Source organism: Pseudarthrobacter sp. PvP004 (assembly GCF_017876035.1).
Taxonomy (GTDB): Bacteria; Actinomycetota; Actinomycetes; order Actinomycetales; family Micrococcaceae; genus Arthrobacter; species Arthrobacter aurescens_A.
On sequence record NZ_JAGINL010000001.1, the window covers coordinates 4754983 to 4767805 of the forward strand.

The following is a 12823-nucleotide window of genomic DNA, read 5'->3' on the forward strand; positions in this document are numbered from 1 at the left end:
GTGGCGCTGTTGTAAGTCAGGGAAGATTCAGGGCAGACCCCTAGGCTTTTTGTCAGGCCGGCGGGGGAGAATGAGGACTATGAAAACGCTCCTTAACATCATCTGGCTTGTCTTCGGTGGGTTCTGGCTGGCCTTGGGTTATTTCGCGGCCGGCATCATTTGCTGCGTGCTCATCGTCACCATCCCGTGGGGCATCGCTTCGTTCCGGATCGGTGCTTACTGCCTGTGGCCGTTCGGTCAAATGGTGGTTGAGAAGCCGGGCGGTGCCGGGGTGTTTGCGCTCCTGGGCAACGTGATCTGGCTTCTGGTTGCCGGCATTTGGATCGCGATAGGTCACGTGGTCACGGCGTTTGCCATGGCCATCACCATCATTGGCATCCCGCTGGCCATCGCCAACCTGAAGCTCATCCCGGTTTCGCTCATGCCTCTGGGCAAGCAGATCGTGCCTACCAACCAGCCGTTCGTCAGCACGTACCGTTAGGAAGCAGCAACCGTTCCGCTGCGCAGATCGAAACGGAACGTTCGTTCCAAACGCACGGTCCCGCCGTCGGCCTCTGCCGTGAACACGAGTTTCAGTGTGCCGTGCTCCAGGTCCGACGCGGCGATGGTGTAGGTCGGCGTGAAGTAGAGGACATGCTCGCCGGGCAGCAGGTCCGCGGGTGGGAAATCGCTCGCGTTGTTGTGCGGTCCGAGAAGTACGACGCCGGTAGCTGGGTCAGTGCCCAGGTTGCGGACGCGCCCGGTGAAGGCGAGGATGTCCCCGGCTTTATATCCAGGGATGACAGGCCCGTAGTTGAGGTCCTGGGCTTCCCGTGTGCCGAGAACCTGATCTCCGGCGTAACCCTGCCCGATTTCCTTCCACGTTTGGACATCCCATACACCGCCGCTGTTGGACGGGATCACATGGAAGTCTCCCGCGTTTTGCCACACAGTGGGCCTGCCAGGCGTGATGGATCGCAGCTCCATGTCGAAGACCAGGCCCGAGGATTCCGGACGAGTCAATTGAAGTGCGGAAAGCTGTCCCACCAATTGTTCGGCAGGTATCGAAGCGAACACGATCTCCCTGTACCCCTGCCGTTCGTAGAGCACTCCGATGTTCCCGTTGGGGAGACGTGTCACTGTCGAATAGGCCGAGCTTCCGGAGCAGACCGTCAGCTTTGCCGGCCAGGTGGCGCCGTTGTCGGGGGAGAGGCTCAGTACGGTGTTTCGCCGCAGATGAGGGTCCTGGTTGTTGCTCGCGAGAAGCCAGGATGACGTCTCCGGCGCCGCGAAGGCAATATGCGGCAGGCCGTCGAAGCGTGTCAGGGAACCGTTGTCGCTGGGATCGGGTAGGTCCGGAACGGGCTGCAGCGGGCTCCACGTCTGACCGCCGTCATCGGACACGGCTGCCAATCGGGACGGTGTTGCCCGTGAATGCAGCAGCAACTTGCCATCGTCCAGGCACACTACTTTGTTCTCGTTCGGCCCCACACCGGTGGTGCCCGGACCGATCAGGTTCCCCAGCTTCCACGTCTCGCCGTGGTCGTCGCTGAACGCAGAGGCTGCCATGATGGCACCGCCCACCAATAGCACATACTGTTGCACCAGCCGCCCCACTAAAGGACCGGAATGGATCTGGATGCCCTGCCCGGCGGCCGCAAAAAGGCCTGTGATGTCGCCGGTCTTGAGCTGGGTGGTAAGACGACGGTGATGCCAGGTATCGCCGTCGTCGTCCGAGAAGCTGATGTCCGCATGCTGCACGTCCTCATCCGGCTCCATACCTGCGACAGCCTCGAAGAAGCCCGCGTGCGTTCCGGCTGCGTGGAACATGAAGATGCGTCCGATGATGGCGTCCACCAGCAGGCTTGGATCGCCAAAACCGTGGAGCCCCGAACCCCTGCGGACCACCTGCTGTGGCTCCCACGTGACTCCATGGTCGTAACTGCGACGCAGGAGGAGGTCGATGGGGTTGGGTAGATCGTCCAGGTTGGGCCGGCCGTCATAGGCAGCCAACACTGTGCCCCGCATGCTGACGGCCAGAGCCGGGATGCGGTACTGGCGGTAGCCACCCATGCCACGGACAGCCAGGACGTGCTCAACGTCGGGGACAGCTGAGGGGATATAAGGGCGTGCGCAATCCGGGAGGTAGGAGGTCACACCTCTATGCTAGCTGGAGCCCGGCATTCCCTGATAAGCGCCGCCTGGCAAGACCGCAATCAAGGGACTGCGTCCCGGTTCGTTGGGGAAGCCGATCACGCCAGTTCGCCGGCCAGGTTCTTCCGTGCCGCGGCCAGCCACAGTGCCTTGGCACGTTCGCCGTGGAACAGTGGGTCCAGCCGCAGGAGACGGCGCACGACGGCGGCGCGCCCCTTGGCGAACTCGTCGTCGCTGACGCTGGCGTAGTCTTCGCGGACGGCGGCGAGGTACCGAGCATAGGATTGCTGGTCCCCGCCGAGCACGGAGAGGTCGGCATCGCAAAGAAGTGCACCGGCGTAGTCGCCGGTCTTTGGACTGTGAGTGGCGGTGAGTCGGACCAGGCGGACCACCTCAGCTACCTCGTGAGGTGCCAAGCCGGCGGCCGTGAGGCGTTCCTCTGCCAAGAGCGCAGACCGTTCTTCGTCCTGCCCGGCCACGCCTTCATAGACGGCATCGTGAAACCATGCCGCCAAGGTGACTGTCAGCGCAGGCTTTTCCGGCTCCGTCAGCACGTCCAAGGCCTCAAGAACTGCCATGAGGTGGGTCCGGTTGTGGTACTTCCTGCCGTCCTCGCCCCAGCGTTCCAGCAGCTCAAGGCCCAACTCTTCGTGGCCTGGGTATGTGCTGTTCCAACGTTCCATCAAAGGTACTGTCAATGCCTTGCTCCGTTCACGAGCCGGGATGCGCAGTCCGCTGGCGATGAGCTTGCGGACCAGGATGCGGGCCTCCACAGGGATGGCGCCCGCCGCGACGAGATCATCGTATCGGCGTTCGGGGACGTCGTAGTGGTCTCCGTCGAAGGCTCGCTCCGGAACTCCGGCGGAGGCTGCGAACTCGTGCAGCTCCTCCAGCGACGTGTCCGAAACGAGGTGCGAAAAAACGGTTCCATGAGCTGGCCACAGGGGCGGATCGACGTAGATGGCCATTGCCAAAGTGTACCCATGTGATCCTTCCCAGTTGCCGGCCGTCGGGACGTCTACCGCCGTGCTGCCGTCCCGGAAGTACAGGCTTCAATGCCCGCGCTGATCACGGCAACTGGGAAGGAGCGCTGCGAATCTCAGTGCTGTGCCGGCAGGATGTTCTGGTTGCCGCGGAACACGTTGTCAGGATCGAATTCACGCTTCACCAAGGACAGCCGGCGGTAGTTCTGCTCGCCATAGGCCGCCATGATCCGGTCCTGGCCCTCGTCACCAATGAAGTTCAGCCACACGCCGCCCGTGGTGTGCGGGGCAATGTCCTGCCGGAACTGCTTGACCCAGGCTTTTGCCTCCTGCCCGCCCTCCCGGGTTTCGGACAGGCCGAACGGGTGGCTGACCCAGGCCGCGCCGCGGTGTTGCAACGGCGTGTTCGCGGCAGCCGGTCCGGCCACGGCTCCGCCCCATCGGGCCACCAACTGCTGCGAGTGTGGTCCAGGAAGGCGTTGCGCTGAGTCCACCAGGAGATCCAGGGCGTCGTCGCTGAGCTCGTTGTGATAGTCGGCGCTCCAGTAGTTGTAGAGGTCCGGTGGGTCGTCAATCATGCACTGGAAGTCGGCGTATCCCATGGGTGAGACCAGATCCACCGAGGGGCCGAGCTCTTTGAACGGTTTCGCGTGTTCTTCGCCGGCCTCAACATCGCCCGCGTAGATGTAGGCCATGCCGACGGCGAGTTTGCCCACCATCTCCTCCGGGACGAACTCTTCCGGCGGGGCGGTGAGGTACACCAGGGCTGTCCCCACGGCGTCGGGCGCTTCCAAAGCGAGCCCCCGGAAGGCGCGCGACAAATCCGCGGCATCTTCCCCGGGGAACAGCATGAGACCGGCCATCACGGTGGGTCCGAGGTCGTGCAGCTTGAACGTCAAGGAGGTGGCGACGCCGAAGTTCCCGCCGCCTCCGTGGAGGGCCCAAAAGAGCTCGGGGTTCTCACCCGGGCTGGCGGTCACCCTTTCGCCGGAGGCCGTGACCAGATCGACGGAGAGGAGGTTGTCGCAGGCGAATCCGTACGAGCGCTCCAGCCATCCTGAGCCCCCGCCCAGCGTGAAGCCCGAAACTCCCGTGGTGGACGCGCGCCCGCCGGTAACGGCAAGCCCGTGTTGCTGGGTTGCGCGGTCGAACTCACCCCACGTCAGTCCGGCGCCGGCAGTGGCGGTCTTCGTCTCGGGGTCGATGCTGATCGACTTCATGGGGCGGACGTCAACCACCAGCCCGTCATCGTTGGTGGACATACCGGCCACCGAATGCCCTCCCGAGCGCACAGCGACGTCCAAATTATGGTTGTGCGCATAGCTCAGCGCCTCAGCAACCTCGCCGGGATCAGCGCATTTGGCGATGACAGCCGGCCTGCGGTCGATCATCGCATTGAAGAGTTTTCGGGCGTCGTCGTAGTCCGGGCTGTCCGGCCGAATCCATTCCATGGGACGTTCCTTAGGATATGAAACTCTCCCCTAGAACAGGGTACGACCCCCGCGTCCCGGTGGACCATGGGTAACGCAAATTACGACGACGGCGGCGCACCGCATCCGGCCGAGCGCAGCCGCTACGAACGCAGCAGTCATATTTCGTTTGCGGTGAATCATGCAACACTGATCCGCAAATACGGAACTATGATGCATCTATGCCGCAAATACGAATTTCCGAGGCCGCGCGCTTCCTTGGTGTCAGCGACGACACCGTGAGGCGATGGACGGAGAACGGAACGCTCACTGCCAACAAGGACGCAGCGGGGCGACTCGCTGTGGACGGACTTGAGCTGGCAACACTTGCCCGCGACCAGTCCCATCTCCCGGACGATCCCTCACGGGCGGCAAGCTCGGCCCGCAACCGCTTCGTCGGCCTTGTCACCGGGATCACTGCGGACAAAGTCATGGCCCAAGTAGAGCTTCAGTGCGGCCCGTTCCGCGTGGTGTCGCTGATGAGCAGCGAAGCCGTCCGCGAGCTCGGCCTTGAACTTGGCTCGGTAGCCACGGCCGTGGTGAAGGCCACCACCGTCATCATCGAAACCCCGCAGGGAAAGAGCATCATATGAGCATCATCCCTAAGCCTGTCTTCGCAGTGCTGGTTGCCGGCGCCATGGCCGCAAGCCTGGCCGCAAGCCTGGCGGGCTGCGCCTCGGGCACCACAACTCCGTCCACGGGCTCCGCCAATCCGGAGTCCTCGGCGTCCGGAGAGATCACCGTTTTCGCCGCGGCATCCCTGAAATCCACTTTTACCCAGTTGGCCAAAGACTTCGAAGTCCAGCACCCGGGCAGCAAAGTAACTCTCAGCTTTGCAGGCTCCTCCGACTTGGTCACACAGATCGCCCAGGGTGCCCCTGCGGACGTCTTCGCTTCGGCCGACGCCAAGAACATGAACAAGCTCGCCGACCAGGACCTCGTGGACGGCACCGCAACCAACTTCGCCACCAACGTCCTGGAGATCGCCGTCCCACCCGGCAACCCGGCGTCGATCTCTTCCTTCGCGGACCTCGCCAAGCCCGACGTCAAAGTGGTGACATGCGCCAGTCAGGTTCCCTGTGGCGCTGCAACAGAGGCTGTGGAGAAGGCCGCCGGGACAACGTTGAGCCCGGTCAGTGAGGAATCGTCAGTGACCGATGTCCTCGGCAAAGTCACCTCGGGCGAGGCCGACGCAGGCCTGGTGTATGTCACGGACGTCAAGAGCGCCGGCGACAAGGTCAAGGGCATACCTTTCCCGGAATCGGACGAGGCCGTCAACACTTACCCGATTGCCACGGTTGGCACCAGCAAGAACAAGGAACTCGCAGCCGCATTCATCTCAAACATCACCAGCGAAGCGGGCAAGAAGGTCCTCAGGGACGCCGGCTTCGGAACGCCGTAGCGCAGGGCACATGACCAAGCGCAGCGGCTACCACGGCATTCCGCGGTGGATTTATGTCATCGCCGCCGTGGGCGGACTTCTCATGGTGCTTCCCTTGGCGGCGATGCTGCTGCGGGTGAATTGGCCGCAATTCATTCCACTCATCACCTCGGAGTCGTCCCTCGCCGCGCTGGGGCTGAGTCTGAGGACTTCCGCGGCCAGCACTGTACTGTGCGTCGTTCTGGGAGTTCCGTTGGCGCTGGTGCTTGCCCGCGGTGAGTTCCCCGGACAAAGGCTCCTACGTTCCTTCGTTCTGCTGCCGCTGGTGCTGCCGCCCGTCGTCGGCGGACTCGCTCTCCTGTACACCTTCGGGCGGCAGGGGCTCCTTGGAAAATCCCTTGAGCTGGCCGGGATCCAGATCGCGTTCTCCACCACCGCCGTGGTTCTGGCGCAGACTTTCGTAGCCCTGCCGTTCCTGGTAGTCAGTTTGGAAGGCGCCCTGCGATCGGCGGGAAGCAGGTACGAGGCTGTCGCGGCGACCCTCGGGGCGCGGCCCACCACCGTTCTTCGCCGCGTCACGCTCCCGCTGGTTCTGCCAGGGCTCGCGTCCGGTGCCGTGTTGTCCTTCGCACGCAGCCTGGGCGAGTTCGGCGCCACATTGACGTTCGCCGGCAGTTTGGAAGGCATCACCCGCACGCTTCCGCTCGAAATTTACCTGCAGCGCGAGACCGACGCCGACGCCGCAGTGGCCCTTTCCTTGGTGCTGGTGGCGGTGGCAGTTGCGGTGGTCGGGCTCAGCTACGGGCGTCGGCGAAGCAGCACCCCTGTGGAGGTGCAAGCGTGAGCTTTGAGCTGCAGGCCACCCTGCGTGCCAGGAACTTCGACATGTCCTTAAGCCTCGCTGATGGCCAAACTGTTGCCATCCTTGGACCCAATGGCGCCGGAAAGTCCACGTTGCTGGGCGTGATCGCGGGTCTGCTGCGGCCGGATGCGGGCTCGGCGCGAATCGGCGGCAAGCAATTATTCAGGCTCGACGACGGCACCCACCTTTGGAGCCCGCCCCACCTGCGGGGGACTGCGCTTCTGGCCCAGGAAGCGCTCCTGTTTCCGCATCTGAATGCCTTGGACAACGTGGCTTTCGGGCCGCGCAGTGCGGGGGCGTCGAAGGCTGCCGCGCGGGAAACTGCCCAGCACTGGCTGGCCGAGGTTGATGCCCTGCCACTGGCCGACCGGAAGCCCACCCAGTTGTCCGGAGGACAGGCCCAACGTGTGGCGGTGGCGCGTGCTTTGGCCGCTGAGCCCGAGCTCCTCCTCCTGGACGAGCCCATGGCCGCGCTGGACATTCACGCGGCGCCCTTGCTCCGCCGCGTCCTCAAGCGGGTCCTCACAGGGCGAAAAGCCATCATCGTCACGCACGACATCCTGGACGCCTACATGCTTGCCGACCGCGTCATCGTGGTGGAGAAGGGGCGCATCGTGGAAGAAGGACCCACACGTGAGGTACTTGAACGGCCCCGAAGCCACTTTGCTGCGGGGCTCTCAGGACTCAACCTGGTCACCGGGACCGTTGCGCCTGAGGGAATTACGACGCCGGATGGCCGGCTTTTCGCCGGGCAACACGATCCGGAGTGGTCACCTGTGCCCGGCCAGGCAGGCGTGGCCGCGTTCCCGCCGTCGAGCGTTTCCGTCTTCCTGGGCGACGTGCACGGAAGCCCGCGCAATTCCTTCCCGGTGACCGTCACGGACCTGGAGCCGCACGGTGACCAGATCCGCGTCCGCGCCCACGCGGGGCAATCCGCGCAGTCGTTGTCAGCCGACATTACGCCTGCGGCATCCGCGGACCTGGGCCTGGTGCCGGGCCTGGAAGTCAGGTTTGTGGTGAAGTCTGCGTTGGTGTCGGTCTACCCGGCCTAAGGCCAAGGGCTACTCCCGGTACATCCGCTCGGCGTACGACGGACCGTAGTAGGACTCAAGGTCTTCCAACGGGGTTTCGGGCTGTGTGTAGGTCTTGGACAGCATGGCGATGCTGGGCAAGCCGTCAGGGTCCCAGGTTTCCGGTTGCCACAGCCCGCTCCGCATGAAGGCTTTGCCGCAGTGGGTGAACACTTCGTCCACGGCAACTACTACAGCCGCGCGCGGCCGGTGCCCCTTGACTATCATGAGCTCAAAGAAGTCGGCGTCGCGGACGATTTGTGCCGTTCCGTTGATCCGGAGCGTATCCGTGCGGCCCGGCACTACGGACAGTATGCCGACGTTGGGGTTCTCCAAAATGTTGTGGAAGCCGAAGGCGAGTTTGTTGCCGGGGCGTTCGGGTATGGCAATGGTGTGCTCGTCCAGTACGTGTATAAAGCCGGCTGGGTCTCCCTTGGGTGAGGCGTCCACTCGACCTTGCGCGTCCGTCGTCGAGATCACGCAAAAGGGGCTGGCAGCCAACCATTGGCGGTCGAAATCGCTGAGCGAAGTGCGCACCTTTTGGCGCACGCGATCAAGGGGACGGCCAATCAGGGCTTCGAGTTCTTCCACGCTCGAGATGGGGTTCATGGCCCCAGCCTACGTGCCTTGATTTCGGTGTGCTCTGGACACGGGTTTCGCCGTGGGCAAACATGGAACCCAGTGGGCCGAAATCAAAGTTGAGCGTAGTAGACTCAACTTTGAAAGTATTGGTTCATCTCCAGAAAGGGAGCACTCTTTGGACGTCAAATTCACCACCAAAAGCCAGGAGGCCCTTTCTGCGGCCGCCATGAATGCCTCGACTGCCGGTAACCCCCAGCTCGAGCCCGCCCACCTCTTGAAAGCCCTCATGGACCAGCGTGAAGGCGTTGCCGTGGCACTGCTGCGAGCAACCGGGGCAGATCCTGATGCCGTGAGCGTGCAGGCCAGCTCTGCCATCAAAGCGCTGCCGTCGTCCTCGGGCAGCTCGGTCCAGCAGGCGCAGTTGTCCCGCCAATCCATGCAGGCCATTCAGGCAGCCCAGAACGAGGCCGACAAACTCGGCGACTCCTTCGTCTCCACCGAGCATCTGCTGCTGGGACTCTCGGCCGGAAGTGACGCCGTCGGGAAGTTAATGCGCGACGCCGGTGCCTCCCATGAGGCGCTTCTCGCCGCCCTGCCGGGTGTCCGGGGCGACAGGAACGTCAATTCCCCGGATCCGGAGAACACTTTCCAAGCCCTGGAGAAGTTCGGTACTGACCTCACTGCCGTGGCCCGTTCGGGCAAGCTGGACCCCGTCATCGGGCGCGACAGCGAGATCCGGCGCGTCGTCCAGGTCCTGAGCCGCCGCACCAAGAACAACCCCGTGCTGATCGGTGAGCCAGGCGTTGGAAAAACCGCCGTTGTAGAAGGCCTTGCCCAGCGCATGGTGGCCGGCGATGTCCCGGAGAGCCTGCGCGGCAAAACGCTGATCGCCTTGGACCTCGCGTCCATGGTGGCCGGTGCCAAGTACCGTGGCGAGTTTGAGGAACGCTTGAAGGCTGTCCTGGAGGAGATCAAGAACTCTAACGGCCAGATTGTGACGTTCATCGACGAAATCCACACGGTTGTGGGTGCAGGCGCCACGGGTGACAGTGCCATGGATGCAGGAAATATGCTCAAGCCGATGCTTGCCCGCGGTGAGCTGCGCTTGATTGGTGCCACCACCCTGGATGAGTACCGCGAGAACATCGAAAAAGACCCTGCCCTGGAGCGCCGCTTCCAGCAGGTCTATGTCGGGGAGCCCAGTGTCGAGGACACCATCGGTATCCTCCGCGGCCTGAAGGAGCGGTACGAGGCACACCACAAGGTAGCCATCGCCGACTCTGCTTTGGTCGCCGCCGCAACACTGTCCAACCGGTATATCTCGGGTCGCCAGCTTCCGGACAAGGCTATCGACCTCGTGGACGAGGCCGCCTCGCGGCTCCGCATGGAGATCGATTCCGCACCGGAAGAAATCGACCAGCTCCGCCGCGCCGTGGACCGTTTGACCATGGAGGAGCTGGCCCTCCAAGGGGAGACTGATCCTGCTTCGGTGGAACGGCTGGCTGCGCTCCGTGCGGACAAAGCCGATAAGAACGAGGAACTCAGTGCCTTGAACGCGCGCTGGGAAGCTGAGAAAGCCGGGCTCAACCGGGTGGGCGATCTCAAAGCGAAAATCGACGAACTGCGCTCCGCCGCGGACAAGTCGCAACGCGAAGGCGACCTCGAATCGGCATCGCGCATTCTTTACGGCGAATTGCCGGCCCTGGAACGGGAGCTAAGTGCCGCTGCTGAAGAGGAGTCAGCCCGGAGCGATTCGAAACCGGAACTGATGGTTGCAGAGGACGTCACCGCGGACGACATCGCGGAAGTCATTTCAGCATGGACCGGCATCCCGGCCGGCCGCATGCTCCAAGGCGAGTCGCAGAAGCTGTTGCACATGGAAGAAGAGCTTGGGAAGCGCCTTATCGGCCAGACCAAAGCTGTCCAAGCTGTGTCTGACGCCGTGCGCCGTGCCCGTGCCGGAATCAGCGACCCCAACCGTCCCACAGGATCGTTCCTGTTCCTGGGGCCCACCGGCGTCGGTAAGACGGAGCTGGCCAAGGCCCTGGCGGACTTCCTCTTTGACGACGAACGCGCCATGATCCGGATCGATATGTCCGAGTACAGCGAGAAGCACTCGGTCGCCCGCCTTGTCGGTGCCCCTCCGGGATACGTGGGCTACGAGGAAGGCGGCCAGCTGACAGAAGCTGTCCGTCGCAGGCCCTACTCCGTAGTGCTGCTGGACGAGGTGGAGAAGGCCCACCCCGAGGTCTTCGACATCCTCCTGCAGGTTCTGGACGATGGCCGCCTCACCGACGGTCAAGGCCGCACAGTGGACTTCCGCAACACCATCCTTGTGCTGACGTCCAACTCCGGAAGCCAGTTCCTGGTGGACCAGTCCTTGGATGCAAGGGCCAAACGGGAAGCTGTTATGGCGGTGGTGCAGGCATCGTTCAAGCCCGAGTTCCTGAACCGCTTGGACGAGATCGTTCTCTTCGATCCGCTGTCCGTTGAGGAACTCGCCCGGATCGTGGAGCTGCACGTCGCCGAGCTGAGCAACCGCCTCCGGGATCGCCGCCTGAGCCTCGAGGTCACGGATGGAGCACGTGCCTGGCTGGCCATGTCCGGCTTCGATCCCGCCTACGGCGCACGACCCCTTCGCCGGCTGGTCCAGCGTGAGATCGGTGACCGTCTGGCCAAGGAGATCCTGGCCGGCGAAATCGTGGACGGCGATACCGTGCTGGTGGACACCTCGGCTGACCTTGATGAGCTCACCATTGAAGGGCTGGAGGCGCTGGAAGGTCCCGACGGCGGCTTGCCGGTGGGCTCAGGGCTCACGGTTCGCCGGAAGTAGCGTTACTGGCTACTTCGCGAGGAGGTCTTCCGTGATGGTGTTCCCTGAATCCACCACGATGAAGCAATCAACGCGGCGGTCGCCCCGATCCCAGCTAGTGGTGCTCGGGTAAACGTTCTGCTGGAGCAGCACGTAGTTGTCGGACGCCGCGTTGAGCTTCACGTCCTTGCAAACCTCGCGCCCTTTGTCCCTCAGGGCGTTGGTGCCGGGAAAGGACTCGTCAGCACCGTACGTGTGGACGGCGCCCAGTTGGGCCGAGTGCTCGGTGTCGCAGGCCACGGCCCTGGCTTTTGAGGCGTTGGCATCGAAGTCGGCAAAGCAGTCGCCCACTTGGAAGTCCTTCGCCTCGGCGTCACGGGGCAGCGGACCGGCGGTGGGAGCTGCGCTGGGCGAGGATACAGCTGCTTCCGGGCGCGTACCCAGCAGGTTCAGCAGGACCCAAATCACAACGCCAATGAGAATGAGGACGCCAACCACGATTCCGCCGATAACCCAACGCTGTCGCTTGACCGGATCCCCATGAGGCTCAGGCTGCCCTTGCGTCGCAGGATCTCCCTGCGGCCCGGGCCGCCATTCCTGGCCCAGATAGGACTGCTGGCCCGGATAGGGCTGGTCGGGGTGCGGCTGTTGGCCCGGATAGGACTGGCCGGGGTACGGCTGCTGGCCAGCGTAAACGGGAGCCTCGGCGTTTTCCGGTGGGGCTGCATCCGTGGGTGGCAATGCGGGGTCCGGCTGGTTTGCCGGGTCGGGAACAAAGTCAGGGTCCAGTTCGGGGGCGGGATCCGGTTGAAGGCCCGACGGCGGCGCCCAAGGAGCTGCTGGCGGTTGCTGGCCCGGTGCCGGTGGCGTCTTGGGCGCAGGGGGCGCTCCATCCTCGCCTTGTTCGCGTGGTGAACCATCACGGGGTGAAGTGTTGTCCTGGCTCATATTCCGGGGTGTGCCTTCCTGCTGTGGAGCCGCATTGAGGCAGACTCTACCCAATTTTCGCTTCTCTTGTAGGTGTATTGGCCTGCTTTCGACTGTAGTCGGCCCCGACGCGGGGTGGTGGTGGCGCGCAGGCACCTCCGAAAGCATGTAATCTAGACATACGACAAATTGACCAAACATTCCGGGGCCTCACCGATAGCCAAGGTGACCACCTCCGGTCCAAGTACAAAAGGGGGTCACGCCATGGGGCGCGGCCGTCAAAAGGCAAAAGCTACCAAGCAGGCTCGGGACATTAAGTACTACTCCCCGAACACTGACTATTCGGCACTTGAGCGGGAGCTCACGGGTCCGTCCAGTCGTGTAAAGAGCCACTTCCCCGACGATCCCCCGGAGCCGGACTATTCGGCCTACGAGGACAAATACGCGGAAGATGACGACGACGAGGTAGACACCCGTCGGATCGGATAGCTGTCGCAACCAACAGGTGCCTTTGGCGCTGAGTTGCGGACCGCCGTCGTACATCAAGGTCATCGCGCATTTCCGGATGCCGTATATCTTTTGAAAAAGGGCCTTCAGGCCACGC

At 63.4% G+C, this 12823-nt stretch carries 12 protein-coding genes; 7 read left to right on the top strand and 5 right to left on the bottom strand.

Annotation, left to right across the window (positions count from 1 at the left end; genetic code table 11):
• The first annotated feature begins 79 nt into the window (after window positions 1–79).
• Window positions 80–481 carry a YccF domain-containing protein gene (locus tag J3A64_RS21770; RefSeq protein ID WP_011776159.1) on the top strand — a complete coding sequence of 134 codons (402 nt, stop codon included), beginning with the start codon at window positions 80–82 and terminating at the stop codon, window positions 479–481.
• On the opposite strand, the gene J3A64_RS21775 is transcribed toward J3A64_RS21770, so the two are convergent.
• From J3A64_RS21775 to J3A64_RS21785, 3 genes are all read right to left on the bottom strand, one after another.
• A complete protein-coding gene (locus tag J3A64_RS21775; RefSeq protein WP_210065840.1) occupies window positions 478–2136 on the bottom strand; it encodes an exo-alpha-sialidase in 1659 nt (552 codons plus the stop codon). The genes J3A64_RS21770 and J3A64_RS21775 overlap by 4 nt on opposite strands.
• Before the next feature lie 95 nt (window positions 2137–2231).
• Window positions 2232–3101, bottom strand: coding sequence for a DUF4031 domain-containing protein (locus J3A64_RS21780; RefSeq protein WP_210065841.1), 870 nt, complete (start codon window positions 3099–3101; stop codon window positions 2232–2234).
• A gap of 131 nt (window positions 3102–3232) precedes the next feature.
• Window positions 3233–4567 carry an FAD-binding oxidoreductase gene (locus tag J3A64_RS21785; RefSeq protein ID WP_210065844.1) on the bottom strand — a complete coding sequence of 445 codons (1335 nt, stop codon included), beginning with the start codon at window positions 4565–4567 and terminating at the stop codon, window positions 3233–3235.
• Window positions 4568–4767: 200 nt separating this feature from the next.
• On the opposite strand from J3A64_RS21785, the gene J3A64_RS21790 reads away from it, so the two are divergent.
• From J3A64_RS21790 to J3A64_RS21805, 4 genes are read left to right on the top strand one after another with little or no spacing between them, the layout of a single operon-like run.
• On the top strand, window positions 4768–5178 hold the full coding sequence (locus tag J3A64_RS21790; protein ID WP_210065854.1) for a molybdopterin-binding protein: 411 nt from the start codon (window positions 4768–4770) through the stop codon (window positions 5176–5178).
• On the top strand, window positions 5175–5987 hold the full coding sequence (modA, locus tag J3A64_RS21795) for a molybdate ABC transporter substrate-binding protein (RefSeq protein WP_210065856.1): 813 nt from the start codon (window positions 5175–5177) through the stop codon (window positions 5985–5987). Before J3A64_RS21790 ends, modA begins: the two co-directional genes overlap by 4 nt.
• A 10-nt stretch (window positions 5988–5997) precedes the next feature.
• Window positions 5998–6810 carry an ABC transporter permease gene (locus tag J3A64_RS21800; protein ID WP_043806346.1) on the top strand — a complete coding sequence of 271 codons (813 nt, stop codon included), beginning with the start codon at window positions 5998–6000 and terminating at the stop codon, window positions 6808–6810.
• Window positions 6807–7880, top strand: coding sequence for a sulfate/molybdate ABC transporter ATP-binding protein (locus tag J3A64_RS21805; RefSeq protein ID WP_210065858.1), 1074 nt, complete (start codon window positions 6807–6809; stop codon window positions 7878–7880). Before J3A64_RS21800 ends, J3A64_RS21805 begins: the two co-directional genes overlap by 4 nt.
• A gap of 9 nt (window positions 7881–7889) precedes the next feature.
• Here J3A64_RS21805 and J3A64_RS21810 read toward each other — a convergent pair whose 3' ends face one another.
• Window positions 7890–8507: a pyridoxamine 5'-phosphate oxidase family protein gene (locus tag J3A64_RS21810; RefSeq protein ID WP_210065860.1), complete on the bottom strand. Its 618-nt coding sequence runs from the start codon at window positions 8505–8507 to the stop codon at window positions 7890–7892.
• 148 nt (window positions 8508–8655) lie between these two features.
• Between J3A64_RS21810 and clpB the strand changes: the two genes are divergently transcribed.
• Window positions 8656–11313 (top strand): ATP-dependent chaperone ClpB, encoded by a 2658-nt coding sequence (gene clpB / locus J3A64_RS21815; protein WP_011776150.1) that lies wholly within the window; start codon window positions 8656–8658, stop codon window positions 11311–11313.
• Window positions 11314–11322: 9 nt separating this feature from the next.
• On the opposite strand, the gene J3A64_RS21820 is transcribed toward clpB, so the two are convergent.
• Window positions 11323–12240: a septum formation family protein gene (locus J3A64_RS21820; protein ID WP_286176438.1), complete on the bottom strand. Its 918-nt coding sequence runs from the start codon at window positions 12238–12240 to the stop codon at window positions 11323–11325.
• Window positions 12241–12483: 243 nt separating this feature from the next.
• Between J3A64_RS21820 and J3A64_RS21825 the strand changes: the two genes are divergently transcribed.
• Window positions 12484–12708 carry a DUF3073 domain-containing protein gene (locus tag J3A64_RS21825; RefSeq protein ID WP_011776148.1) on the top strand — a complete coding sequence of 75 codons (225 nt, stop codon included), beginning with the start codon at window positions 12484–12486 and terminating at the stop codon, window positions 12706–12708.
• The last annotated feature ends 115 nt before the right edge of the window (window positions 12709–12823 follow it).

What these genes read in the sequence shown, in the direction of transcription:
- J3A64_RS21770 (WP_011776159.1), top strand. Translation starts at nt 80, where the DNA reads ATGAAAACGCTCCTTAACATCATCTGGCTTGTCTTCGGTGGGTTCTGG.
- J3A64_RS21780 (WP_210065841.1), bottom strand. Translation starts at nt 3,101, where the DNA reads ATGGCCATCTACGTCGATCCGCCCCTGTGGCCAGCTCATGGAACCGTT.
- J3A64_RS21785 (WP_210065844.1), bottom strand. Translation starts at nt 4,567, where the DNA reads ATGGAATGGATTCGGCCGGACAGCCCGGACTACGACGACGCCCGAAAA.
- J3A64_RS21790 (WP_210065854.1), top strand. Translation starts at nt 4,768, where the DNA reads ATGCCGCAAATACGAATTTCCGAGGCCGCGCGCTTCCTTGGTGTCAGC.
- modA (WP_210065856.1), top strand. Translation starts at nt 5,175, where the DNA reads ATGAGCATCATCCCTAAGCCTGTCTTCGCAGTGCTGGTTGCCGGCGCC.
- J3A64_RS21800 (WP_043806346.1), top strand. Translation starts at nt 5,998, where the DNA reads ATGACCAAGCGCAGCGGCTACCACGGCATTCCGCGGTGGATTTATGTC.
- J3A64_RS21810 (WP_210065860.1), bottom strand. Translation starts at nt 8,507, where the DNA reads ATGAACCCCATCTCGAGCGTGGAAGAACTCGAAGCCCTGATTGGCCGT.
- J3A64_RS21820 (WP_286176438.1), bottom strand. Translation starts at nt 12,240, where the DNA reads ATGAGCCAGGACAACACTTCACCCCGTGATGGTTCACCACGCGAACAA.
- J3A64_RS21825 (WP_011776148.1), top strand. Translation starts at nt 12,484, where the DNA reads ATGGGGCGCGGCCGTCAAAAGGCAAAAGCTACCAAGCAGGCTCGGGAC.